Annotated in this window: 21 protein-coding genes and 1 pseudogene; 7 read left to right on the top strand and 15 right to left on the bottom strand. The window is 70.3% G+C overall.

Going from position 1 to position 24,677, the window contains the following annotated elements:
* Window positions 1-94 precede the first annotated feature (94 nt).
* Together rpsD and WME82_RS17325 are read right to left on the bottom strand one after the other, a co-directional pair.
* Window positions 95-706, bottom strand: a complete 612-nt coding sequence (rpsD, locus tag WME82_RS17330) for a 30S ribosomal protein S4 (protein ID WP_437552965.1) — start codon at window positions 704-706, stop codon at window positions 95-97.
* 167 nt (window positions 707-873) lie between these two features.
* Window positions 874-1,656 (bottom strand): class I SAM-dependent methyltransferase, encoded by a 783-nt coding sequence (locus tag WME82_RS17325; RefSeq protein WP_437746570.1) that lies wholly within the window; start codon window positions 1,654-1,656, stop codon window positions 874-876.
* Window positions 1,657-2,159: 503 nt separating this feature from the next.
* Here WME82_RS17325 and WME82_RS17320 point away from each other — a divergent pair.
* Complete coding sequence (locus tag WME82_RS17320; RefSeq protein WP_231864867.1) at window positions 2,160-2,702, top strand: PadR family transcriptional regulator; 543 nt, start codon at window positions 2,160-2,162, stop codon at window positions 2,700-2,702.
* 17 nt (window positions 2,703-2,719) lie between these two features.
* Here WME82_RS17320 and WME82_RS17315 read toward each other — a convergent pair whose 3' ends face one another.
* The 4 genes from WME82_RS17315 to WME82_RS17300 form a co-directional block, all read right to left on the bottom strand.
* A complete protein-coding gene (locus tag WME82_RS17315) occupies window positions 2,720-3,250 on the bottom strand; it encodes a GNAT family N-acetyltransferase (RefSeq protein WP_437746569.1) in 531 nt (176 codons plus the stop codon).
* Between the two features lie 139 nt (window positions 3,251-3,389).
* Window positions 3,390-4,523 (bottom strand): UTP--glucose-1-phosphate uridylyltransferase, encoded by a 1,134-nt coding sequence (locus tag WME82_RS17310; protein WP_438043719.1) that lies wholly within the window; start codon window positions 4,521-4,523, stop codon window positions 3,390-3,392.
* A 256-nt stretch (window positions 4,524-4,779) separates the two neighbouring features.
* Window positions 4,780-5,751: a Uma2 family endonuclease gene (locus WME82_RS17305; RefSeq protein WP_438043718.1), complete on the bottom strand. Its 972-nt coding sequence runs from the start codon at window positions 5,749-5,751 to the stop codon at window positions 4,780-4,782.
* Between the two features lie 97 nt (window positions 5,752-5,848).
* Window positions 5,849-7,378: an O-antigen ligase family protein gene (locus WME82_RS17300; RefSeq protein WP_438043717.1), complete on the bottom strand. Its 1,530-nt coding sequence runs from the start codon at window positions 7,376-7,378 to the stop codon at window positions 5,849-5,851.
* Between the two features lie 260 nt (window positions 7,379-7,638).
* Between WME82_RS17300 and WME82_RS17295 the strand changes: the two genes are divergently transcribed.
* Together WME82_RS17295 and WME82_RS17290 are read left to right on the top strand one after the other, a co-directional pair.
* Window positions 7,639-8,244, top strand: a complete 606-nt coding sequence (locus WME82_RS17295; RefSeq protein WP_437746565.1) for a polysaccharide biosynthesis/export family protein — start codon at window positions 7,639-7,641, stop codon at window positions 8,242-8,244.
* A gap of 141 nt (window positions 8,245-8,385) precedes the next feature.
* A complete protein-coding gene (locus tag WME82_RS17290) occupies window positions 8,386-9,603 on the top strand; it encodes a hypothetical protein (RefSeq protein ID WP_438043716.1) in 1,218 nt (405 codons plus the stop codon).
* 97 nt (window positions 9,604-9,700) lie between these two features.
* Here WME82_RS17290 and WME82_RS17285 read toward each other — a convergent pair whose 3' ends face one another.
* Window positions 9,701-10,237, bottom strand: coding sequence for a VOC family protein (locus tag WME82_RS17285; RefSeq protein ID WP_437872452.1), 537 nt, complete (start codon window positions 10,235-10,237; stop codon window positions 9,701-9,703).
* Between the two features lie 123 nt (window positions 10,238-10,360).
* Between WME82_RS17285 and WME82_RS17280 the strand changes: the two genes are divergently transcribed.
* Complete coding sequence (locus WME82_RS17280; RefSeq protein WP_438043715.1) at window positions 10,361-11,380, top strand: AraC family transcriptional regulator; 1,020 nt, start codon at window positions 10,361-10,363, stop codon at window positions 11,378-11,380.
* Window positions 11,381-11,858: 478 nt separating this feature from the next.
* On the opposite strand, the gene WME82_RS17275 is transcribed toward WME82_RS17280, so the two are convergent.
* The 6 genes from WME82_RS17275 to WME82_RS17250 all read right to left on the bottom strand — a co-directional run bounded on the left by WME82_RS17275 (window position 11,859) and on the right by WME82_RS17250 (window position 19,875).
* On the bottom strand, window positions 11,859-13,871 hold the full coding sequence (locus tag WME82_RS17275) for an RCC1 domain-containing protein (protein WP_438043714.1): 2,013 nt from the start codon (window positions 13,869-13,871) through the stop codon (window positions 11,859-11,861).
* A gap of 584 nt (window positions 13,872-14,455) precedes the next feature.
* The gene (locus WME82_RS17270) at window positions 14,456-14,605 is read right to left on the bottom strand and encodes a hypothetical protein (RefSeq protein ID WP_438043713.1); all 150 of its coding nucleotides are present in this window, start codon (window positions 14,603-14,605) and stop codon (window positions 14,456-14,458) included.
* Between the two features lie 623 nt (window positions 14,606-15,228).
* Window positions 15,229-17,139, bottom strand: a complete 1,911-nt coding sequence (locus WME82_RS17265) for an aldo/keto reductase (RefSeq protein ID WP_438043712.1) — start codon at window positions 17,137-17,139, stop codon at window positions 15,229-15,231.
* 78 nt (window positions 17,140-17,217) lie between these two features.
* A complete protein-coding gene (locus WME82_RS17260) occupies window positions 17,218-17,625 on the bottom strand; it encodes a hypothetical protein (protein WP_438043711.1) in 408 nt (135 codons plus the stop codon).
* A gap of 289 nt (window positions 17,626-17,914) precedes the next feature.
* Window positions 17,915-19,210 (bottom strand): hypothetical protein, encoded by a 1,296-nt coding sequence (locus tag WME82_RS17255; protein ID WP_438043710.1) that lies wholly within the window; start codon window positions 19,208-19,210, stop codon window positions 17,915-17,917.
* A gap of 62 nt (window positions 19,211-19,272) precedes the next feature.
* On the bottom strand, window positions 19,273-19,875 hold the full coding sequence (locus WME82_RS17250; protein WP_438043709.1) for a hypothetical protein: 603 nt from the start codon (window positions 19,873-19,875) through the stop codon (window positions 19,273-19,275).
* Between the two features lie 168 nt (window positions 19,876-20,043).
* On the opposite strand from WME82_RS17250, the gene WME82_RS17245 reads away from it, so the two are divergent.
* Together WME82_RS17245 and tnpA are read left to right on the top strand one after the other, a co-directional pair.
* Window positions 20,044-20,766 (top strand): DNA alkylation repair protein, encoded by a 723-nt coding sequence (locus WME82_RS17245; protein ID WP_438043708.1) that lies wholly within the window; start codon window positions 20,044-20,046, stop codon window positions 20,764-20,766.
* 321 nt (window positions 20,767-21,087) lie between these two features.
* Window positions 21,088-21,255 (top strand): annotated as a pseudogene (gene tnpA, locus WME82_RS17240) (IS66 family insertion sequence element accessory protein TnpA); the annotation flags it as partial.
* Window positions 21,256-21,528: 273 nt separating this feature from the next.
* On the opposite strand, the gene WME82_RS17235 reads toward tnpA, so the two are convergent.
* Together WME82_RS17235 and WME82_RS17230 are read right to left on the bottom strand one after the other, a co-directional pair.
* Window positions 21,529-22,086 carry a dihydrofolate reductase family protein gene (locus tag WME82_RS17235; protein WP_438043707.1) on the bottom strand — a complete coding sequence of 186 codons (558 nt, stop codon included), beginning with the start codon at window positions 22,084-22,086 and terminating at the stop codon, window positions 21,529-21,531.
* 678 nt (window positions 22,087-22,764) lie between these two features.
* Window positions 22,765-23,355 carry a hypothetical protein gene (locus tag WME82_RS17230; RefSeq protein ID WP_438043706.1) on the bottom strand — a complete coding sequence of 197 codons (591 nt, stop codon included), beginning with the start codon at window positions 23,353-23,355 and terminating at the stop codon, window positions 22,765-22,767.
* 371 nt (window positions 23,356-23,726) lie between these two features.
* Here WME82_RS17230 and WME82_RS17225 point away from each other — a divergent pair, with 371 nt between their 5' ends.
* Window positions 23,727-24,566, top strand: a complete 840-nt coding sequence (locus WME82_RS17225; RefSeq protein ID WP_438043705.1) for a Kelch repeat-containing protein — start codon at window positions 23,727-23,729, stop codon at window positions 24,564-24,566.
* Window positions 24,567-24,677: the final 111 nt, after the last annotated feature.

Below are 24,677 nucleotides of genomic sequence, written 5' to 3'. Positions count from 1 at the left end.
CGCTTCGCGGACGCTCCCAGGAAGGCGGGCGCTCGTCGCGACCGCCCCGCGTCGAGGGACGCAGGCTCGCCAGCGCGGCGAGCCCTGGTCCTCGTCACAGCCGCTGCGAGTAGTACTCGATGATCAGCTGAACCGCGATGGGGAACGGGATGCTCGTCTCGTCCGGCAGCGCGGCCACGCGCGCCTGCCGGGCGTCCTTGTCGACCGCGAGCCACGTGGGGGCTTCCATGTCCGTCCTCGCGAGGCCCTCCACGACGGTCCGGTGGTCACGGCGCTTCTCGCTCACGCTCACCGTCTCTCCGGTGGTGACGCGGTAGGAAGGGATATCGACGCGCTTTCCGTTGATGAGCACGTGCCCGTGCGCCACCAGCTGTCGCGCGGCCGGGATGGTGCGCGCGAAGCCCGCGCGGAAGATGACGTTGTCGAGCCGCCGCTCGAGCAGCTCGATGAGCTTCGTCCCGGCGGCGAGATCGCTCCTGCGCGCCTCGAGCATGAGCGTCTTCAGCTGCGTATCGGTGAGGCCATAGTTGAGCCTGACCTTCTGCTTCTCGCGGAGCCGCAGGGCGAACTCGCTGAGCTTCTTGCGGGCCTGTCCGTGCTGCCCGGGGGGGTAAGGCCTCCGCTCCGTCTTCTTGGCCGACAGCCCGGGGAGCTCGACCCCGAGCGCGCGCATGACCTTGACGCGAGGTCCGGTGTAACGGCTCATGCCCGGGCCCTCCCCAGGGACGCGCGCGCGTCGCGATGGTGGAGCGCGGCGCCGCAGGGCGCCGGTGCGTCAACGTAGTCCTGGATGTTCATCGAGCGTCTCTGTCCTTGTGCATGGGTCTTGCTGTTACTTGTTATGGAGGTGTTACCGAGGGTGCTATCGAGGGCTCACACGCGCCGGAGGTGGCGGAGGATCGGGAACTGCGCTTTACGGAAGAAGCGCGCGAGACCATTCGTGGTCCGGATGCGGGCGCCGAGCGGCTCGGGATAGTCGTTATCGCCCAGGACGCGCAGCCATGGAAACGTCTCGACGACGCCTCCCTCTCGGTGGAGCTCGACGTGACGCGCGCCCCTCGCCGCGGTGGGGCGGAGCTGGAGGCACGGGCTCGCGTCGAGCAGGAGCTCGACGTCCTTGGCGAGGCGCAGGGAGACCTGGGTCAAGAAGGCGCCGATCCGCTCGGGGCCGAGATGGGAGAAGAGGCCGAGGCCGAGGATCAACGTGGGCCAGTCCTGCGTGTCGGCGAGCTGATCGATCCAGTGATCGCAGCCGGGGGACGCCGTGGCCAGCGCATACCGCGGCGTCCGCGGGGCGCGCCGGGACTTCCACGCGACCACGCGGGGAACGTCGATGTCGATCCAGTGGAGCTGCCCGTTGTCGACGCGCGAGAACCGGGTGCACGGCCCGGAGAAGAGCCCGATGGCCAGCCCGTCCGGGTGACGGCGGAAGAAGTCGTCCACGACGTCGTCGACCAGCCGCGTGCGGGTCGCGAGGGGGCGGAGCTCCTGTTCCGTGAAGCCGGCGCGCTCGACCTCGAGCACGCGGGCGAGCTGGCGCGCTTCCTCGTCGTGGAGCCCGAGGTCAGGAAACGCGTCGGAGGCGTACGCGCACGCGGCGACTCCCGCGAGCTCGCGTCGAGCAAACGAAGGGGCAGCGTCGATACTGAAAATCATTTTCACTTTCGTTACAGGGACGAGCGTCCTGTGTCAAGCAGCGAACAGCCGGCGACCTCACCCAGGTTGAGCCTGCGGCGGCCCCACCCAGGTTGAGCCTGCGGCCCCACCCAGGTTGAGCCACCCAGGTTGAGCCTGCGGCGACCCCACCCAGGTTGAGCTGCCCCACCCAGGTCGCTCTCGGCACCTCTCCCCATCGCTGCGTCCTGCGGCCCTGCTAGGCGCGAAGCCTGCGGTCGTCCGCCCCGCCTCTTGACGGCCGACAGTCGAGAGCTATCTTTTAGATATATCTTTTAGAATATCGGCCCGGCCGCCGCAGGGCAACCGGGCCGTGGAGCCGGGGTGGCCTGCGCATGAGCGCGTGGCAGCTGAGTGTTCGCCGCCGTGGTGGTCCGCCGCCGAGCCAGAGAGGGATTTTGTCTATGTTCTGGGGATACGAACACCATCATTGCGCAGGCCCGCGAGGGCCGAGGGGGGGTCCGTTCGGGAGGGGTCGGCCCGGCATGGGTGGCGGCCCGCCGGGCTGGTGGGGCGACTGGTTCGGAGGTCCGCCGCTCCGCGCCGATCGCGGCGGCGTGCGCTACCTCGTGCTCGACGTGCTCGCCGAGCGAGCTCGCCATGGCTATGAGGTCATCCAGGCGATCGAGCAGCGCAGCGGCGACACCTACCGGCCGAGCCCCGGCGTCATCTATCCGACGCTGCAGATGCTCGAGGAGCTCGGCCACGCGCGCGTCATCGAGGCCGAGGGGCGCAAGATCTACGAGATCACCGACGCGGGGCGCGAGGACCTCAAGGCGAACCGCGAGTACGTCGACGAGTTCTACGAGCGCTTCGTCGAGACCTCGTGGGAGCGCTTCGCCGAGGATTTCGGCGACGTCATGAAGCGCATCGGCTCGCTCATGAAGATGCTGCGCCACGCGATGCGCCGGGGGCGCATCACGCCGGCCGTGCTCGCGCGCACCGTGAAGGTGCTCGACAAGGCGGCGGCCGAGATCGAGGAGCTGCTCGCCGAAGATCCGGAGGGGCGCGCCGGCCGGCGCCCGTGATCCTCGCCGCCGTGGAATCAGGGCGCGACGCGCTCAGGCACGCTCTCGAAGCAGAACACCCGCCAGGCGTGTGGCTGGCCAGGGCGCACGATCTCCGTCACAGCGCCGCTCGTGAACTCCGCGACGACGCCGCGCCAGAACGCCAGAGCGCCCCGGTTCCCCTCGGCGACGCGCACGGTCCACTTCCCGGGAACACCGTTCCATAGGAGGCACGCCGCCTGGCGGCCCACGCCAGAGCGGCGATAGCGGCGAAGGACGAAGAACTCGGCCACATCGAGGGTGTCCGGGTCCTCCACCGCCGGCGAACCGCGCGTCGCCAGGACAAACCCCGCGACGCGCCCGCCGCATCGAATGAGGAACGCGAACCGCCGCTCCCGCTCCGACCAGTAGAGAGGGAGCTTGGGGTAGCCGAAGCGCCCGTCCTGCCCCAGCTCGACGGCGGGGAACACATCGCTGAGATCGTGAATGTACAGCTCGAGAAGGTTGGACAGGATCACGGCATCCGCCGGCGTCGCCGCGTCCAGAGAGACAGTCTGCGCATCTGCCATATCCAGTTCTCCCGTCCGCCAGCGCGCGCCCTGGCGCTCCTCGGCGGCGCGCAGCGCCTCGTCACACGCGTCGATTCACGACGAAAGGCACCTTCGCTCGCCAGCCGCGCGCCGCGCGACGCGGCCTTGGGCCCTCGGCTCAGCCGAGGAAGCCGCGCGCGCGGGCGATCGCCTCGATCGCCGGCCTCCGCCGCTCCAGCTCCTCGACGTCCTTGACGGGAAGGAACCGGGCCGCGAGGCCCTCGCGCGGGACGCGAACGAACCGGGCGGGCAGGCCGAAGGTGACCTCGTTCAGGATGCGCTCGAACTGGATCGCCTTGCGGTCGCCCACCTTCTTCTCGACCTCCACATAGATCCAGTCCAGCGCGAGCGCGTCGAGCGCCTCGGCGCTCGCCAGGAAAGTGTTGGTGTTGAAGACGGGCACGACCTTCGGATCGAACCCGACCGGCAGCCGGAAGTCCTCTGCCATCACCGGTCGGCCGTTCCACCGCAGCGGCCCGCCGCCCTTGTCGCCGCCCTTGTCGACCACCTCGACGGAGAGAGGCCCGCCGTGGCCGAGGTGCCAGCCGAGGAGGACCGGATCGACGGTCGCGCCGAGGTTGTCGAGGTTGGCGATCCAGACGATCTTCCCGCCGCGGGCGATGAAGCGGCCGAGGAGGCCGCTCTCGCGGAGAGCGTCCGGGAGATCGCCGTGGCCGGTGGCGTAGACGCTCGGCTCGCCCGCATCGTCCAGGAACAGCCCGCCTTCCGGGGTCAGGCGCAGCGAGACGTGCTGCTCGAACGTGGCGCAGAGATCGCCCGGCTCATCGAGGCGCGGGCCGAGCGCCTCGCGGATCGGTCCGTTCGTCGCCTCGCTGGTCATCAGCCACAGCGGGACCGGGACCCCTGTCGTGCGCCGGAGGTGATCGCTCTCGGCGAGGCGCAGATCGAGGAAGGTCCGACCCGGCAGCACCTCGACGAGCGCCTTGACCACGCCGCCCATCCGAGTGGCCATCCCGCCGGCGAGGACGCAGAGGGCGACCTCGCCCCGGCGCAGCGCGGCCAGGCCCGCCTCACGGCAGCGGGCGTGCTCGGGCGTGCCCTCGGCGGGCACGTCGGCGATATCGCCGGGCGCGGGCGGCTCGACCGTGCCCTGGAGGCGGTTGCGGGCGTCCCGGTCCTTGCCGATGGACGCGGCCCACCGGGCGACGCGATCGGGGTCGAACCCGCGAGCCCGGAGGCGAGCGAGGAGAGGGCCAGGGAGCGCGGCGATCTGCTGGGTGAGGGAAGACACGGTATCCTCAAAAGACCACGAGGCGACGCGCGTGGCAACGGCATCGTGCAACCGGTCACGCCATGCAGAATGGGCGCGCCGCCTGCTTGAGAGGCATCTCGCGCCTGCGCACACACCCGAGATCCGGATGGCGCTGAATGCGTCGTACGTGGCTCCCTGATGCCGCGTCGCTCGCCTGAAGATCGCCAGTTCCATTCATAGAATGGCCCCTCTTCAGGAAATCACGCTGACCCGGGAGCCCCCGGTCCGGCTTCCGTCAGCGGCCGGTCGACTCCAGGAACAGCTCCTCCACCGCCGCCGCGGTCGCCGCGCGCTGGAGCCAGCGTCCCAGGACGTCCACGTCCGTCTCGCCGAGGATCCGGCCCCGCGCCTCCTCGCTCGCCGGGACGCCGCGCGCGTTCAGCAGCATCAGGATCGCCGCCGACAGCTGCCCCACCGCCTGCTCGGCCCGCGCCTGCTCCTGCTCGGCCCGCGCCTGCTCCTGCTCGGCCCGCGCCTGCTCCTGCTCGATGCGGGCCTCGGCGGCCTCGATCATCCCCTCCAGCTTGCCCACCAGCTCGCTGGCGGTGACCAGCTCAGCGGTATCCGCGTAAAAGCGGAGACGCCCCGCCTCCACCGCCAGATCCAGATCGAGGACCTCCGATCGGTACCGCCCGGCGCGCGAGGGGATGCCCTCGTAGCGCCGCTCGCCGGTGGGCGGTAACCGATGAGCTTTGAGGTGTCCGCGCGGGATGTCGTAGATGAAGTACTCACGGATCCCGAGGGTCGCGTAGCGCGCGACGTTGTCGACGAAGTCCTTGCGCCAGTTGCCGGCGTAGTGCACCTCGATCGCGAGGTCGATCCCCTTGCCCTCGGCGCTGACCATCCAGCAGACGCGCGGGCCGGGATCGACGTCGGTCACCGCGATCACGTCGGGCGTGAAGCCCTTCTCGCCCGGATAGTGGACCTTCATCTCGGCGCCGATGTAGATGCGCCGCCCGCGCCGGCCGAACCAGGCGCGGAGCGTGTCGCGGGCTTCCACCTTGGCGTCGAAGTGCGGGTCCCCTTCGGCCATGGCCAGGCGCTCGTCGATCTCCTCCTGGGACATGGAGTCGACGAGCGCCGCGATCGCCTGCTGGCGCTGAGCGGGCGACATCGCGGCCCACTCGGCCTCCGTCGGGGCGCGCGGCGCCTCGGCCGGGATCGGCGCCGCGGCGGGGTCGACGGGCTTGCGGATGGGAGCCGACATCCCGCCCAGCATACCACCATTCCAGGGCGCTCCCGTCGGACGACCTGCCAGGCCGCGCCGCCGCCGGCCCGGGAGCGCCCGGCGCTCGCGGGCGCGCTCACCCGAGGAACCGGAGCAGGACGTTGAGCAGCACGAGCACCAAGGACATCCCGCCGCACACGAGCGCGACCTCCCGCCCGGACACACGCACCACGACGCGGCTGTCCTCGGCCCGCGCGGCGCCGTAGAGCGCGGCGGAGGCGCCGAACACCATGTAGAGGATGTCCTTGTAGGCCCACGAGAGGAAGAAGATGCCGATCAGCGCGCCGCACAGGCTCACGAAGATCGCCGGCGCGAACCGCCTCGCCGTGGGGCCGACATCGACGTCGCCCAGCCAGATCGACAGCGGCACCTTGATCGACGCGTACAGGACGAGCGCGAACAGGCACATCCCGAGCAAGCCCGTCTCGGCCGCGGCGAGGAGATAGGAGTTGTGGGCGGTCAAGCCGAGCGACGACTCGTCGCCGAACTGCCCCGCGCCGACGCCGATCCCCTTCGTCCGGCGGATCATCTCGAACGCCTCCCGGAGCAGCTCGACGCGCTCGCCAGAGCTCTCGCTCGCCTCATCGCCGCTCCGGCCGCCGAGCAGGAGCATGGGGGGCCCGACGAAGCAGGCGGCGATGACGCCGAGGGTCCCGCTCCGCCGGATGAAGCTGATGCCGAGGACCGCCAGGTACACGATGACGCCCGAGCGCGAGCGCGACAGGACGACCATCGCGCCGATCGCCGCGATGACGGCCGTCACGGGGAGCGCGCGGAGCGCCCCCGCAACCCGCGAGATCAGCCGATCCGTGAGCAGGACGGGCAGCGTCAGCGCGCGGCGCGCCCCACAGGCCCGCGCGGGCCCTGGCGCAGCGCCGCCGGGCGGCGCGCCGGCCGATAGGGGCGGGCCTCCGCGGACGGACCTGCGCGGCCGGCGCGGGCCGGTGCGCCGCTCGGCGAGCGCGATCGCGAGCGGGATCGACATTCCGGCCATCAGCGAGAGCTCGTTGGGATCGGCGAGCGAGCCGCGGTAGCGGACGCGGCCATCGATGGTCGACGTGCCGAGCGGCCCGGGGCGCTCGCACCGGTAGTTGCCATCGGGTACGGGCGCCTCGATGCGGCAGTCGAGGTTGGTCTCGCAGGGGCGCCCATCCGGCTCGAGCTCGCCCTTGCCTTCCCAGTCGTCGGGAGCCGCGATCATGCAGCCGTGGGGCTGGAACGCCTGCACGATCGCGACCACGGTCGTGAGGACGGCGCAGCCGACGAGCGTGATCGCGAGCGCCCGCAGCCCTCGCGGCGAGGCGGCGGCGACGGCGACGGCGACGAAGATGCCCGCGACGGTCGCGAGCTGCATTCCGCGCTCCTCGAGCGCGGCCGGGCGCTTCAGCGCGGTGGTCAGCGCTGCCCAGGCGAGGAACGCGAGCGCATAGACGACCTGAGGCGCGAGCGTCGGTTTGAGCCGCCGCCACACGACGTCGCGGGCGACGCAGAGCAGGGTGATCCCGAACGCCGCGTGCACGAGCGGAATCCCCGAGAGCGCGGGGATGAACTCCTGCGGCTTGATGATGACGAGCGCGCACAGCGCGCACACGACCCACGCTGCCATGGTGTGGCGCGCCGTTCGCGTGGCGCGCGCCGCGCACAGGCGGCCCGCGCCGCGCCCTCGTGACGGCCGCGCAGAGGCGCCCTGCGCGGGCGCGATGAGGCGCGGCGCGCATTCCCCCCTTCCGCGCGACGGATCTAGCACCGCGGGCCCGAGCGGCACGCGGGAAGAGCGCCGGTGCGCGCGCGAGGAGCAGGCGCGGAGCGCGGCGGCGGGATCGGCGCTTGCTGGAGCGCCATCGCATCAAGGAGGCTGGAAACCGCATGTGCTCCCGCTGTGTCCGGATTGCCCTGCTCTGCTCCGCGCTCACGGTCCTCATGGCGCTCCCGGGCTGCGGCGCGCGCGCCCCGCGGGTCGATTTCGATGCGGAGCGCCGCGCGACGAGCGCCTATGCGGTCGGCCCCGGCGACGTGCTGGAGGTGCGCGCCTGGAAGAACGAGGCGCTGAGCCAGCGCGTCACGGTGCGACCCGACGGGTTCATCACGATCCCGCTCGTCGGCGACGTCCTGGCGTCGGGGCGCACCGTCATGGGCGTCGCCGAGGACATCGCGACGCAGGCCGCCAAATTCTATCATGAGAAGCCGGTCGTCAGCGTCGAGGTGGCAGAGCTCCACAGCTACCGGGTCTACGTGATGGGCGAGGTGTCGCGTCCTGGCGAGTTCACGCCGAGGGCGCAGATCACCGTGCTCCAGGCGCTCGCCCTCGCGGGCGGATTCACCCGCTTCGCCGATCCCGACGAGGTGGTGATCGTCCGGCGCGACGCGATCGGCGAGCGCAGGATTCCGTTCGCCTTCGATGAGGTCGTCGGGAAAGGCGATCTCCGCGGGGATCTGCCGCTGCAAACGAACGATACCGTGGTGGTGCCGTAGAAGGCCCGCATCGGGGACACGTCGTTCCGGGAGCAGGCTTATCCGCATGCGGCTGCGGCGCGCGGGTGGGTGGCGTTCACGTCGCAAAGAGCCCGTCGCGCATCGATGGGCGTCCTCCCCTGCCCCGACGGACGTCGTTGGATGATCGCCGCACCAAGTTCTGGCATCCTGGGCACGATGCGCCCCGAGGCCACGCCGCCGCTCGTCGCCGTATTGACCCTCGCGTTGCCGGTGATCGTCGCGGCGTGTGCCCCCGCGAGCCCGGGCCCCCCGGGCCCCGCCGGCAAGGCTGCGGCGCCGCCAGGCACGCCAGCCCTCGCGGTGGCCAGCGTGCCCTCTGGCCCGGGGACCCCTGAGCCTGCCAGCGCGGCGTCCGCGGGGGCAGCGCAGGCCCACGGCGCGCAGGACGCCGCGCCCTCCCCCGCCCCAACCGAGCCGGCCCCCGCCATCTCGGCCGACGAAGCCGAGGCGATCCTGTTCCCGGGCGACGCCGCCGCCCACCGGGACGCCATCGACGCCTGCCGGCGCGGGAACGCCGGGACGGCGGCCGCGCCAAGCCCGGGGCACGAGCGCATCCGCTGCCTGCTCGCGCTCCGCTACCAGGGCGACCCGCAGGCCGCAACGAGCGCCACCGCGCTGTTCGACCAGAACGGCAGCGTCGCCGGGCTGGAGCGGGAGCACATGATGGACGGCGGTTACCGCGGCATGCTCCACCTCGTCCCGGAGCTGCCGGTGCGCGCCGAGCGCCGCCACCTCGAGTGGACGGTGTCGGCGATCGCCGACTTCGACGCCTTCGTCGCGGATCTCGCGGCCACGGCCAGCTCGCCCGTGCGCTACCGGCACCGCGCCCTCGCGCTCAAGTACTTCCGGTCCGTGCGGGCGCGGACGCCTTCCGCGTACGCCTCGGGCTGGACGGTCGCGTACAACCTCTCCGGCTCGCTCCACCGCTCCGCGGACGACGTGCGGGAGACGCTCTTCCACGAGCTATTCCACCTCAACGACGGCGCGCACGGCGGGTGGTCCCAGGCCGCGCTCTCGCCGATCTACGACGGGATCGTCGCGCGCTGCGGGACGAGGATCACCTGCCTCACGCCGTACTCGCCGAACGAGACCATCGTGAAGGGCGGCACGTATTACTCGTTCCAGCCTGGAAACGGCGTGGTGGAGTACGCCGCCGAGCTGGCGATCCGCTACTACCGCGAGCAGCGCGCGGCGCTCCGCGGCAAGCGGCTCGCGAAGGCGCCGTTCAAGTGCGGCCCGCCGGAGAACGCGCGGGCGTGGTCGCTGCTCGCCGGAGAGTTCTTCGGCGGCGCAGATCGGGTCTCGCCCTGCCGGGAAGGTCCTCCGGCAGCGCCCTGAGCCACACCGCAGCACGCGCTCTCATCGTCCCACGCGCGGCGCATGCCGTGACGATGGGGCGCAATCACCCTCGGAGGCTCGGTCGCGCGCGGGCGCATCACCCCACCTGCGACCGGTGAACGATCGAGGGTCGCGGCAGCTCGAGCGGCGGCATGGGATCGAAGAGCGAGCGCTCCGCGTCGGCCACCTCCTCGGCCGAGAAGGGCCGGAGGGTCTGGCAGAACTCGACCATGATGCCGTTGGGATCGATCGTGCAGATCGAGCGGCAGAACTCGCGATCTCGCTCGGTCACCTCGAGGCCGTGCGAGAGCCACCGCGCGAGCATCCGACCGTAGAACTCGCCCGTCGGGGCGCTGAAAGCCAGGTGGTTCATCCACACCGGCAGCCCGAGCCCTGTCGAGAGATCGGTCCTGAAGCGCCCCCGCACCGTCTCTTCGTGCAGATCCCAGAACGCCAGCAGCGGACCATCGGGCTCGCTGGTCCGATACAGGGCGTGCCTCGCCCAGCCCCCGTCGCGGCTGCCCTCGTAAGGCACCGCGATGACCTTCACGAGACGGAACCCCATGGCCCGGGTATAAAACCGGTGTGTGGCGACCAGATCGCTGGTCGCCAGCGCGACGTGATGCACCGCCATCGTCCCCCCCTTTGCGTGCACGTCGAGGATGCCACGAGCCGGAGCGCTCGTTCAAGCTGGATTTCGAGCGCGGCGGGATCGGCGCTGAGCCCCCGGGCGGCTGCGCTATCCTCGGCGCACGCCATGTCCGACGGCGATCTCGTGTTCGCATCCATGCCCGCCGGGCTCATCGCCTTCGCCTCGTCGTGCGGAGTCCCGCAGGAGGATCTCCTCCGGGCTGCCGGCGTCGCGCCCGACGTCCTCGCCGCGCCCGACGAGCTCGTGCCGTATGCATCGCTCTTCTCGCTGTGGGAGCTCCTTCTCCAGCGCCTCCCTGGCGAGCCGCTCGGGCTGCGTTATGCGCGCTGCATCCCGGTGTCGGTCGTCGGCATCGTGGGGCACGTCCTTCGCCACAGCGAGACCGTGCGGCAGGGCGTCGCCGTCTATGGCCGCTTCTGCCGGCTGATGGATCCGTACCTCCGTATCACCCTCGAGGAGCACGGCGGGGTCGCCCGCCTCGCGCTCGAGCACGAGCCGCGCGTCGTCGCCATGGCCGAGCCGATCGAGATGATGATCGCGACGCTCGCGCGCTTCATCGCGCTCTACCTCGGCGGCTCGGCGCGGCCGATCGAGGCGCTGTTCCGCCATCCTCGCCGGCACCCGCCGTCGCTCTACGAGGAGGCGATCGGGGCCCCCGCCCGCTTCGAGGCGGGCGCGATGGGCCTCGTCTACGAGGCGCGTGTGCTCGACGCGCCCGTGGTCGGCGCGGACACGTCGGTCCGCGATTACCTCGTTCGCCAGGCCGAGCAGCTGCTCGCTGCGCGCGCCGCGCCCGCCAGCGCCGCGGCGCTCGACGCGCGCGTGCGCGCCCGCATCGACGAGCGGCTCGACCGCGGCGACGTGGACCAGGAGGGGATCGCGCGCTCTCTGGGCATGAGCACGCGGTCGCTCCAGCGCGCGCTCAAGGACATCGGCACGTCGTTCACGGCGCAGCTCGACGAGGCCCGGCGGGAGAAGGCGCTCGATCTCGTCCGGCGGCCTGACCTCGCGCTCCAGGAGATCGCGTTCCTGCTCGGCTATGGCGAGCCGCGCCATTTCTACCGCAGCTTCCGTCGCTGGACAGGCACGACGCCGGGAGAGTACCGGCGCGCCCGCGTCCGGTAGCTCCGTGGGTCAGAAATCCCGCCAGAGAAACCGGTCGATAGCGAGTGGTCGCTGGAAACAGCAGCGATTCTCATGGCTTCCGCCTGCTTCGCCGCCGAGGGCGGCTCCGGTGTGGCCCAACGGGGCGCTCTGCGCCGCCGCGTCGCCCGCGGTGAAGGGCTCGCGGCATCACCGGTCCCACCGTACAGCAACCCATAGATGGGCGTTTTGCGGCACCTTGTGAGCCGACTTCTTGCTGCCGTCCGGAGCCTGGAACCCCCTCCGGTGGCATCCGTATGCCCATCACCCGGGGCGCCACCCAGCGGGCGCACGCAGGGCGGACCAAGGGCGCGTAGCGGCGACCGGCAGGTAGCGCACCCTTGACGCGCCCGAGTACGCCCGCACCATCGCGTCCGTGGTGGGCGTGCAGCCGCGCAATGATGGCCATCATCCAAGCGGTCTTCATGGCCATCAATGAGCTGGCTCGGCAACACCGCGCTCACCAGTGCGGCCACACCTCCACCGGGACCCCGACGGACGATCCTACATCGTGGTAGCCGAGCTGCCCGCTGTCGTTGTCACCCCAGGCCCAGCGGGTCCCGTCGGCGCGCAGCGCCAGCGCGTACATGTCGCCCGCGGCGATGGCGGTGATCTGGTCGAGGAGCACGGGCACTGGGGTGGGATGCGGCTGCGACCACGAATAGCCCGGGTTGCCGAGCTGCCCGCTGCCGTTGCTCCCCCAGGCCCGGGCGGTGCCGTCCGAGCGCAGCGCCAGCGAGTGCCCCATCCCCGCGGCGATCGCGGTCACCGCGTCGAGCCCCGCGACGGGCACCGGCACCGCGCTGTCGGCCGCCACGCCCTGCCCGAGCTGGCCCTCGGACCCCTCGCCCCAGGCCCGCACGGTGCCGTCCGAGCGCAGCGCCAGCGAGTGCCAGGTCCCCGCGGCCACCGCGATCGCCCCGTCGAGCCCCGAGACCTGCACCGGGACCGCGCTGTCGGCCGACGCGCCGTCGCCGAGCTGCCCCTGCGATCCCTCGCCCCAGGCCCACACCGTGCCGTCGGCGAGCACGGCCAGCGAGTGGAGGTCGCCCGCCGCAATGGCGACCACGCCGCTCAGGCCGGGCACGGGCGCCGGGGTCGCGCGCCAGCCGACGGTGCCGTCCCCGAGCTGACCGGAGGAGCTATCGCCCCAGGTCCAGACCGTGCCGTCCGACCGCAGCGCCATCGAGTGATATCGCCCCGCCGCCACGTCGATCACCTGGTCGAGGCCGGGCACCACGACGAGATCGGGGATGGTCGTTGTGGTCCCGAGCTGGCCGCCGTAGTTGGTGCCCCAGGCCCGGACGGTGCCGTCCGCGAGCAGGGCCAGCGAGTGCCCGTAACCCGCGGCGACGTCGGTCACGCCGCTCAGCTCCTGGACGAAGAACGGATCTCCATAGACCCCGGCGTTCCGGTAGACGCTGACCTGGTAATCGCCGTTGTCGCCCCAGCCCCAGATCGTGCCGTCGGAGCGCACCGCGAGCGAGTGCGCGCTCCCCGCCGCCAGCGTCACCGGCGCGCAGGCGGGGTTCACCAGCCCGTCGCAGTTCTCGTCCTGGGGGCTCGCGCACCACTCCACCTCGTCGGGCACCCTCTGGCCGGTGCACCAGCCATAGCCCGTGCCCTGCGCGTTGCAGGTGCGCACGCCCGCGTGGCAGACGCCCACGCCCTCGGTCCCCGCGGGGCCCTGGTAGCACGGCACGGTCGACCCCGGGACGCAGACGCACCCCGCGCCCTCCTCGTTGGCCTGCCCGTCGCAATCGTCGTCCGCGGCGCTCGTGCACGTCTCGACCGAGGGCAGCACCTCGCCCGTGCAGGCCTCGTAGCCCGTCCCCAGCGCGTTGCAGGTCTGCGTGCCCGCGTGGCAGGCGCCCACGCCCTCGGTGCCCGCGGGGCCGCCATAACAAGGCTGCGCCGATCCCGGGACGCAGGCGCACCCCGCGTCCTCCTCGTTGACCTGCCCGTCGCAATCGTCGTCGGTGATCGTGCCGCACGCCTCGGCCGAGGGCAGGACCTCGCCGGTGCACGGGCCATAGCCCGAGCCCAGCGCGTCGCAGATCATGAAGCCCGCCGCGCAGGCGCCCACGCCCTGGGTGCCGGCCGGGCCGGTGTAGCAAGACGCCAGGGCGTCGGGCTGGCAGAACGTGCTGGGCTCTCCCCCGCCATGCCCGCCGGCCCCATCGCCGCCCTGCCCCCCCGCGCCGCCCTGCCCGCCGGCGCCGCCCTGCCCGCCGGCGCCGTCGCCGCCCTGCCCGCCGTCGCCGCCCTGCCCGCCGTCGCCGCCCTGCCCCGCGCCCCCGGCGCCGTCGCCGCCCTGGCCGCCCTGGCCCTCGCCGCCGTGACCGCCGCTGCTCGTCGTGGTGCTGGAGCCCGTGGGCCCCGGCTTCGGCTCCTCGGCGCTGTTCTCGCAACCCGCGCTGGCCGCGGCCAGCCAGGTGCCGAGCATCACCGCCGGGATCTTCAGCGTTCGCATGAATTTCCGCTCTCCGTTCAGGTGGGCGCGGACAGAGCAAGATGGGAGCCAGCGCTCGAGGCTTCCTGGACAGGCGTGAGATCCCGGGGAAAATGCCCGGCAAGCAAGGTGTTGCTTGCGCCGAGTCTGCTCAACTTGAGCAGACTCGGACCAATCCGCCATCTCCCCGAGGAGGTGCAACCATCCCTCCGAGGAGGTGCAGCCATCTCTCCGTCCCGAGACGGCTCGGGGCGACGGCGCTCGTAGACGACGCCCGTGGTGCGAGCCGCGCTGGCCACACGGCGCCGACACCGCACGCCGCACGCCACACGGTGAGGGCGCGTTTTCAACGCGACTTTCGACAACCCGCCGGGCTATCGCCCATGGCGGAGCGGCGGGCCGGGGGGCGGCGGGCCGCGACGCTCTCTGCCGCGGCGGCGGAGGCGCTCGCCGAGCACCCGGCTCGCGCTCGATATGTCGGCGCGCGAGAACGCAGAGCGCCCGCGCGCGGGCGATCCCAGTAAAGCCTGCGGGCACTGGCGAGCGGCAAGGCTGCGGCAGCGAGTCGACGCGAGCGGCGGGCTCGACGTTCGGCCCACGCTTGCTCACCCCTCCGGTGCCACCGACAGCCCGAGCAGCCGACCGAGCGCCTCGTGAACGATCCGGGCCGCCACCTCATCCCCGAGGGCGACGGCGCGGCTCAGGGTGCTGGCGAGCGAGGCGACCACGGCCGCCCGAGGCGACGGCTCGGTCACCGCGAACTCTCCAGGCCCGGGGCTTGACCATTGGGCCCGGGTTGGGCCCATGCCTCGGGGGTGCGATCCGTCGTCACGCTCTCCCAAAATCTCCGGGAAAGCGACGGATCGCGACGGTTCAGCGCCGCGGAACAGTCCCGCCAGAAACACCTGTCGATAGCGAGCGGTCGCCGGAAATAGTAGCGATTCTCGTAGCTTCCGCCTGTTTCGCCGCCGAGGGCGGCTCCGGTGTGGCCCAACGGGGCGCCTTTCGCCGTCGCGTCGCCCGCGGTGAAGGGCCCGCGGCATCCCCGATCGGGGTCGGCGCCTGGCCTGGCGGCGCAGTGCCGAGGGATTCTCCTTCGCTCGCCGCCCTGTTGCCGCGCCCTTCGATGCGCTGCCGCCAGCTTCGGGATCGTGCCTGCGTCCCCGTCACTTCCATGGTGGTTTCTTGCCCAATTCCGTTCATTGAGGTGCTGAGGTTTCTCTCTGCCACCCAAGTAGACGGACCCGCGCTCCTCTCGGATCTCCTCGCCGGCGACTTCCACCTGAGCGAAGGGTCACCCGCGCTGACGGCCGGTTGCCCGGGCGAGGACGGCGCCCGGCGCGTCCACGCGGGGGCCCACGCTCTTCATCGCCGGCGCTCACTCGCCTGGGAAGAGCTCCTCGGCCGTCATGTACTTCGCCCCGAGCGCCTGCGCGAACTCCCGGTCGCTTTCCATATCACCGACCATGACCAGGTGCTCGCGCGCGAGCTTATGGCGCTGGATCAGCGATATCCCGAGCCCCGGCAGGGGCTTGCGACAGAAGCAGCCGACCGGAAACGCCGGGTGCGGGCAGTACACGACCTCGGCCACGGGCAGGCCGAGGAGCTCGATCGTCCGCGAGAACGCGGCCAGGACAGCCTCTTCGGTCACCGATCCTTTCGAGATGCCGCTCTGGTTTGACACGAAGAAGAGCGTGTATCCGTCGTTGACCCAGCGCTCCAGGGCCGCGCGCCGACCGGGCAGGAGCTCGACGTCGTCGGGGTCACGCGGGTAGATTTCGCCGCTCTTTGTCGTTCGCAGCGTACCGTCTACGTCGAGGAGCAGGCCCTTGCCCGTGAAGAGCGGATCAACGCGCCGGGCAAACGGGATCTCCTCGACCACCGAGAAGCCCTCATCCACGTGCGGCGCCTCAAAATTCGCAGCCCACCGCGAGAGCGCCTGCGGCGGCGGCAGGTTGGGATCCTCTTTGCCGAGCGCTTTCATGTCCTCCGGCCCGAGCAGCTTGCCGTAGCGCTCGAGGACGCGGAGGACGACGTTCGCGTAGGCCTCGTTGATGGGTGTGGCCAGGTACCGGCACCGGACCGGCACGCGGTGCGCGTGCGCCACCCGGAGCACCGCATAGCGCGACGCGCGCGTGCCGTACGTATTGTCGAGGACCACCCGCGTTTGCCCCGAGGAGAGCAGCTCTCCGAGCTTCTTGACCACGCCGTCGAGCGTGCCTCCGAGCTCATCGCGGTTCAGGCGCGCGTACCCTTTGGCCGTGTAGCGGGCGACCTCCGACGACTTGCCTGCCCCTTGAATTCCCATGACCACGACCACCTCGGGCGCATCGCCGGGGTCTTCTCCGGGCTCGAGCTTGCGCAAGCCGGCGGGGATCACGGGGGGCGCGACCGAGGCCAGCGCATCGGCCGTGGGCGCAAAGCTGGTCTTCGAGAGGTCGGCTCGATCGCGCGCGCCAAAGGGGACCCGGAGCGCGCGCAAGCAGGACTCGACGCTCTCCCGCTTGGTCGCCCCGAACAGGGGAAGGACTGGGGGGCCGAGATCGAGCAGGGCCGCGAGGGCCGCCTCCTGGGAGGTGATGCTGTGCCGCGCGGCGATGGGCTTGATCGTGCGGTTCCTGAGGAGGCTATCGACCTTGGCGTGACCGCCGAGCGGCCGGTGGGCGAGGAACGGGATGCCCATTTGCCTGGCGAGCTCGAAGAGGCCTCGGGCTGCGCTGCCGCGATCGAGAACGCTCAGCTCCTCCTGGATGGCCCGCACCGGAAAGTGCCGCAGGGCCTGGTGGACCTCTGCGATGGATGTGTTGCTGAGGCCGAGGTGCTCGATGAGGCCCTCGCTCTGGAGCTCGGCGAGAGCGGCGAGGCTGTCTTCGAGGGGGGTCTTGGGGTCGGTCACGTGGAGGAGGAGCATGAAAATCCGCGAGACGCCGAGCGCCTTCAGGCTGCCCTCGACCGTGCGGCGCAGGTGGTCGCGGCTGCCGTTCGGGGCCCATCGCCCTTTGGGTCGGGTGAGGCCCGCCTTGGTGATGACGCGCACGTCGTCGCGCGGGCCGGACCACGCGTCGAGCGCCTTGCGGACGAGGCGCTCTCCATAGTGGGCCTCGCGGTCGGTGAGGCAGTAAGAATCGGCGGTGTCGAGGAGGCGTATGCCTTGATCGAGGGCAACGTGGATGACGGCGGTCGCGTCCTCTTCCGAGGGGCGCCCCTCCGTGGCCAGCCGGAGCAGGCCGAGGCCGAGGGGAACGTCGAGGGGGCCTAGGACACCGTAGGGCGAGGGGGCGGGAGTCACGGAGACGATGACGTAGCCAGGTCCGCGGCTCGATGCAAGCGCTGAAGCCGAACAACTGGGGCAGATCGCTGGCGTCCGTCAACATCGCGCTGGTCCCGAGCCGCCGAGAGCGTGTTTGAGGCTCCCCGGCTCGGCGAGAGGCCCTGCCGGATTGAAAAGTCGGCCTTCTCCTCGCGTCATGTCCCTCGGGACGAGCTCGATGCGACCGCGATAGGGAAACGAGCCGCCCGTCACGGTGAAGGTCGTGTAGCCGCCCACGTGCTCCCCGCGAGGATTGACCTCCCAGATGTCGGTCGTCAACGCTTGATCGAGGGCCTCGCGCCGGGCATTGACCTCGACGATCTCCGACGCGAGCGTCTGGCCGTCTCGCAGCGACGTCAGCGAGATCCGGTCGCCGCGCGCGTGGAACTCCCACGTCAGCGCTTCCGAGACTGCAAAGGCGATGTAGGTCGGCTCGACCTCGATCCGGCCCAGCGATGCTCGCATGGCGTCGACATGGTCCGACCCGACGAGCAGCGGATTGTCCGGCGCCAGGCCGAACCCGAGCTGTTACATGCTTGCCGAACTGGCGACCGCTCACGAGGCGACCCTGGTCTTCCAGCGCGCCCCCTCCCGGCGCGCGCTCGTGCCGCTCCAGCCAGCGCGCCCCGTCCGTCCTCCGCCTCCGCTCCCACGGTCGAGAGGCGTCGCCTCGCCCTGCTTCTTCGAATCAGAACAACGTCGTCGAAGATGATGGCAGGTGCTGGTCCTTCGTCGTTCCCCGCGCAACGAACGGCTAGCACCAAACGCCTCCGCAGCCCTCGGTGCTGCCAGAACACACTTCCGCAGCGTTTGGCAGCACTGGCCGTGCGTCTGACGGCGTCCGGCCTCTGGCGGCGAACCCCATCACGACGCGGCGCCCACCGAGCCACGGCAAGGCAATCTCGGCCGCGTTGAAGCGTCGAACCAAGGGGCGGAGCCAGGCTCGACGCGCTGGGGAGGCCAGCACCACAAGCAGGTGCGAGGGCGTGAGGATCAAGTCGGCGTCGCGCATCAGCGCCCAGCGTCGCAGCGTGCGCGGGTGGGCGAAGTGGAATCGAGCGGGCAGGGCGTCGCCCAGAGCCCGGAGAGCGTCCCAGGCGAGCGCGGCGACCCAGGCGCAGAGCGCGAGCGACCCCTGGCGAAAGCCCGGACGGTCGGGTCGACCGCGCTTGGGGTAACCGCTCGCCGAGGTGTCGAACCACAGGTCGTGCACGCCGATTCGGTGGCCCTGCTCGTGGTGCTGGCGCGTGCGGTATTCGTGCAGCAGCTCAAGCGCCGGCGTCATGTTGTCGTGCACGACGAAGAGCGCGTGCCAGCGATCCTTGCCCTTCATCGCGCGCTCGCGCACGACAACGGTACGGAGGGGCCGAGAGATGCCTCGGATCGTGGTGGTCGTCTCGGCCAGCTCGATCTGCTTGGGCTTGGCGCCCTTGTACCGGCCGGGCTCCTCGTAAGGGGTGAACCGCGCTCGTGGCAATCGCTTCCAGGCGTTGACATAGCCCGGCCGACGAGGCGCGCGGATCAAGAACACGGTCTTGCCGAAGCGATCGAGGCGCCGGAGGCCTTCGTTGGTGGCGGAGGCGCCCGCGTCGATGATCAAGCGAAGCTGACGGACCTGGACACGCCGACGCACAGCACGGAGAAAGGCGAGGGTCCGGTCGATGAGCTTGCCGTTGCCGCGGGTGACGACGAGCGCGAGGAAGCGGCGCGCCTCGGGCCAATGGAGGAAGAAGAGCTTCTCGGCGCGCATCTTCTTGTTGCGGAGGGTGTGGAAGCCCTTCGGGATCTTGAACTTGCGCGTGAAGCGGGCGATGACGTGCTCGTCGAGGCTCAGCGTCACCATTCGGTGGCGCAGCGTGCCCCACAATTCGGTGGCGTGCGTGAGCTTCTTGACTCCTGCGGTCGTCACCGCGCGCACCAGCCCGCCGAGGCGAGACCGAGACATGACCTTGTTGCCGCCGGACAGCAGCGCGAAGCCCGGATCGTCGAGGGTCTCGAAATGAAAGATGCGCTCGATGCCCAGGGCGGCGCGGAAAAACAGCGACAGCACAAGGCGCCGAGCCTTGTCCGCGCCTCCAAGCGCCCTGGCCAGCGTGCGCTCGGCGACGCGGCTCAGGGCGAGCGCGGCCGGCAGCAGGAGGAAGGCGCCCCCGAAGTGGGTGCGCCCGATGAGGTGGGGCGCGCGACATGCGCCTCCGCGCGATCGTGATCAGGGCGAAAAACGTACAGGCCATAGGCGTCGAGGAACCGGCGGAGCGTCTGCTGCTCGATGTCGATGCCGAGATCGCGCGCTATGAACGCGACCACCTCGGGTTGAGTGCATCGTGGATGGTCGACGAGGTACTTCGCGATCGGGCCAGCATGCTCCGGGCGCAGCCGCGGCTGGCGGTGTCGCCCGAGATCCGCCCAGATCGACTCGAGCAACTGGTGCGCCGAGAGCGTGCGCACGGTGCGCATGGCCCGGTCGGTGCGGCCCACTGCCGCGCCCACTTGCGCTGCGGTCAGGCCCATCTCCGCATGCAGGAGAAAATAGGCAGCTACGCGAAGCAGGATCGGCTGGGCCGCAATGACGGCCACGAACCGCACCGCCGCCTCCAGCAGGACTTGCTCCGAGCGTGTCGCCCCCTCCAGCACGTCCGCATGCTCGCGCTGCCAGCGTACCCACGCCTGCTGCGGCGTCTCGCTCGCCTGTGTCGTCGTCGTGTCCGTCGCCATGGTCCCCTCCCCACGACAAGCATCCCACAGGGACGAAAGGCTGCAGCAGCCTGGCTCAGGCGACGATCAGGCGTTGAGGCGGAAGTCGTCGGTGAATGCTCCGGATGGCTCGGGGGCGTTTGGTGCTAGCGTTTGCGGGCGAGGTACTGTAAAGAACGAGGAGCGGAGATGAAGAAAGCAAAGGCGCCGGAACTGTCGCTCCAGGAGCAAGTGCAGTGGGTCCTCGAGTGGCTGAAGGCTCACAGCACGAAAGCCACGCTGGACGGCATGTCCCGCTACGCCATCCCGTCGGACAAGGCGTTTGGCGTCGCGATGAAGGACATGAAGGCGCTAGGCAAGAAGCTCGGGCACAACCACGAGCTTGCTTTGGCGCTCTGGGAGACCGGCTGGTACGAGGCGCGGATGTTGACGTCGTTCGTAGCGGACCCCTCCGCGCTCACCGCCGCGCAGATGGATCGGTGGTGTAAGGAGTTCGACAACTGGGCCTACTGCGACACCCTGAGCTTCAACCTCTTCGATCGCACGCCGCACGCATGGGCGAAGGTCGAGCAGTGGAGCCGTAAGAAGGGGGAGTTCGAGAAGCGAGCGGCGTTCGCGCTGCTTTGGAGTCTTGCTCTCCACGACAAGCGCGCGAAGGACCAGCAGTTCGTCGACGCACTCGGGCTCATCGAGCGTGCAGCCGACGATGACAGGAACTTCGTCAAGAAGGCCGTGCGCATGGCTCTTCGAGCGATCGGAAAGCGCAATGCTTCGCTCAAAGGCGCCGCCGTCGCCGTCGCCGCTCGTCTCGCCCAATCACCGCAGCCTTCAGCGCGATGGATCGGAAAGGACGCATCGCGCGAACTTGCAGCGGCGCTGCCCAAGGCTTCGAGGCGCGCGGCGCTCCGCTAGGCTGTTAGGACGAGCGCTGCTCGGCGAGCCGGCGAGGCCTTGCCCGGCGGGCAGTCCTCTGCGGCTCGTCCGCGAGCGGCGATATCGCGCGGGTGAAGGCTACCACCACGCGGGGGTTGAGACGCGCGAACTTCCCGCTGCCCTGGACGAAGCGGCGCTCGAAAACCAGGGTTTCGCGGTTGGCTGCGAACCACAGCAGTTCTTGGCGCCTCCCCGCAGCTGGAACGTCCGCGCGACACTGTCGATGTAGGGAGGGGCGGATCACCCGTTCGTGGTACCGCGTCGTGACGAGCGCTGAGCCAGGGGCGCAGAGTGCCGGGCATGGCAGAAGAGCGTTCTCGGGTCCCTCGGGGGGAGTGGCGGAAACGTGTCGAGCGGTGGCGTGACAGCGGGCTGACGGCGGCCGAATTCGCCGGCGAGCTCGGCATCAACCCGCGCACGCTGATGTACTGGAAGTGGCTGCTGGCGGGCGACGACAACGCCTCTGCGCCTGCGCTCGAGCGCAGACAGTCGCCGAAGCGGGCGCGCGCGTCGAAGCAGGCCCAGCTGGCTGCCGCGGTGCCGGTGGCTGGGGATCGCGCCGGCTTGATCGAGTCCAGTCCGCGCCAGCGGACGCGCGGTTCGAGCTGGAGCTCGGCCGGGGCCGCTGTCTCCGAGTGCCAGCGTCATTCGATGCCGACGGCCTGCGGCGCCTGCTCGACGTTCTGGAGGCCTCATGATCGCGGCTGGCGTTCGCATCTTCGTGTGCACCGAGCCGCTCGGTCAGCGCGCGCGCCGGTAGTGCATCGCCACCGCGCCGCAGCGGAGCGGCTTGGCCGAGACCAGCTCGAGCCGCCGCGTGGCGGGCAGCCCGCTCTGGTACAGGGTCGGGCCGTGGCCGGCGAGCTTGGGGTGGACGAGGAACTTGTACTCGTCGATGAGATCCAGCCGATCCAGCTCGGTCGCGAGCTTGCCGCTGCCGAGGAGCACGCCGGCCGGGGTCGCGTCCTTGAGCTTCTGCACGCCCATGCGCAGATCGCCGGCGATGTGGTGGCTGTTGGCCCACGGGAATTCCTTGCGCGTGGACGACACCACGTACTTCGGCTTGGTCTCCAGCTTGACCGCCCACTCGCGCAGCGCCGGAGGCGCCTCCTCGTCGCCGCGGGCGACCGCCGGCCAGTAGCTCTCCATCATCTCGTAGGTGACGCGGCCCCACAGCATCGCGCCGCTCTCGTCCATGAGGCGGGTGAAGAGGGCGTGCGTCTCGTCGTCGACGATCCCCTCCTGGTGGTCGACGCAGCCGTCCAGGGTGACGTTGATGGTGAAGGTCAGCAGTCCCATGCGGCGAGTCTCCTTCGGAACGAGGCATCGGTCAATGTTCCGGTAGTGCAATGCGCATCGCGAGGCTCCCGGCTTTGTCATCTCGCAAGACTCTCGAGTCCGTGGTGTCGCAAAGCACAGGCCCGATCTGACGTTCTGGCGAGATGTGCAGCTGCAGGGATTCCTGAGTCCCCCCTACTCTAGGTGAGACGTTTTCGGTAGCGGCCCAGGGGACAAGTCGGCTCACCTTCGAGGAGACTTGGGTCTCCTGCGTCGCCAAGGTTGATGTGAGCTTGTCTACCATCAGCGCAACGTCAAACCGGGTGCCTGCGGCTGCAGTGCCAGCGCGTAGGCAAATCAAGCCGGAGCGCAGCGCGAGGACGACTGGCGTTAAGCTGCGTGGTCCCGAGGGCAGCGAGGGGCAGCGCCTGGGGCAGACGCTTCCCTGGTTCCAGGACGGAGGAGGGGGCGCCGGGGCGCTGGCGCAGGTCGGGCTCGACGACTGGGGTCCCGGGCGCCGACGTGTAAGGTGCGACGAGGCATCCGCGTTCCTGCCTGGCTTCATCAAGGAGAGAGAGATGCTTGAACGGAGGATCTGCATCATTCTTGCCGCGCGACGCTGGAGGCCTCATGTACTGATGTCAACGCCGTCGGCGCTGCCGTGCTTGCAAGAAACCGATCGCGTCAAAACGCCGACGCTCACTCCACGGCGAGCTCGACCGGCCCCGCGGCGGGGAACGAGAACGTCTGCTGCTTGATCGCATGATCGATCCCCACACACATGCCGTGGGTGCAATCCTGGTCACCCCAGAAAGTGACATGCGCGGTCAGGGTGCCAGCATCGAGCGCGACGAGCTTGTCGCAGGCTGGGGGGGAGTCGAGGCCGGCTTGACATTCGGCGGGCAGATCATGGTGCTCGAGGACCCGGCCATCCCAGGTGAGCTCGACGCTCTCGTTCGGCCCGAGGGTCTTCAGCTCGCTCGATAAGCAATCGAGCGGGCCCTGGTCGTCGTTGTCCATGTACCACCCGCAGGTTGCCCACCCGGACAGACCGGGCGATTGCGGCATCGCATCGCCCTCGCTGACCCTGAACGCCCTCGAGCATTCGCCGTTGTCGTCGTAATAGATCGGCGATGCGCGCTTGTTCGTGAGTTTGAAGACCACGTTCCCCGGCGACGCCTCGTCACGCAATTCGTCGCACTGGGACGAGCCCCCGCCGTCGCCGCCTTGGCCCCCCTCCCCGCCGCCACCGCCTTCACCGCCGCTGCAGCCAAGAAGCGCAATTCCCAAGAAGCTGAGCCAAACAACAAGACGACTCTTCATGGGGAGGCCCATTAGCATGTTTCATGCCATGTGCCACATTGGCTCTAAGTAGCTGATTTTGCAAGCATTCCTCCCTGGCGGCGACGGACAGTCGTGTGCCGACGTGGGCCAGGATCGGCCACGCTGCCCTCCTCAGCCGCTTGAAGCCAACATGGCCCCGCGACCCGGCGGCATCCGTGCCACTATGCAGGAGCCCTTTCGCCGCTCCTTTTCTCACCGCTCGCCAAGATCCGAGCGAGCTCAGGTGTCCGCTGAGTGGTCGCACCAGGCGCTCGTCGACCTCGAGGACATCTGCGCCTACGTCGCACGCGACCACCCGAAGGCCGCCGAATCCTTTGATGTGGTGCGTCGCCGAGGAGGACGCGCTGATCGTCTCCGGCGGGAGAGGTCCTTTCCGGCGCGGGCTCGACCTCACGCACCAGGACACGTTCCGGTTCGATCCGGTGCACGGGTGGACGCAGATCGCGCAGAGCGCGGCCGAGCTCGGGCGCGCCAACCGCTCCACCGAGGCGGTCGCCGTGCGAAAGAAGGGGAAACACAAGACCGTCGCGTACGCCTTCTCGGGCTCGTCGTCGACGCTGCCGGCCTTCATCAACCGTCCTGACGGCCTCCAGCACAACCTGGTCCGCTACAAGAACGGTTGGAAGCAGGTCGCGACCGGCTCGCCCGCCCCGCGCGCTCGATCCCACCATCCGCTCGTCTACGCCGAGGGCTGGAACGCCCTGCTCGTCTATGGGGGATACACGAACGACGCCGTGAACGGGACCGGCCTGTTCACGCCGGAGAATTACCTCGGCGACCTCTGGAGGTTCGACGTCGACACGGAGACCTGGGATCAGCTCGTCTTCGACGAGGCCGCCGGACCGGGCCACCGCGACAACGCGAAGCTTTTCGCCGATGAGCACGAGGGCCGCATCTGGCTGTTCGGGGGCAGCCAGTTCGACGGCACCACCCTGTCCGATGTCTGGTACTTCGATCTCCACACCGGGACCTGGACCCGCGTGGACACCGCGATGACGGGGCCGGCGCCGGCGCCGAGGTTCGGCCAGTTCTACTTCACTCGGAGAACCGCCGCGGCCTACGAGCTCTACCTCTTCGGGGGAGCGACAGCGGAGTTCGCGCCAGTGCTGCTCAACGACATGTGGAGATTGACGATCCCCCTCGACTGCGGCGGCTGATCGCGCGCGTCGTCACCGGCCCCGCGCGAACCGCTGCTCCTCCCGCCTGCTGAAAGCGCGCTGAGCAAGCGTCCGGTGGATGACGGCGGCCGGGTGGTCACGTCGGGCCCG

Source organism: Sorangium sp. So ce128, from assembly GCF_051525245.1.
Classification (GTDB): Bacteria; Myxococcota_A; Polyangia; order Polyangiales; family Polyangiaceae; genus Sorangium; species Sorangium cellulosum_B.
The sequence above is the reverse complement of the archived record's forward strand: the minus strand, read 5'-3'. Positions and strand labels throughout refer to the sequence as shown.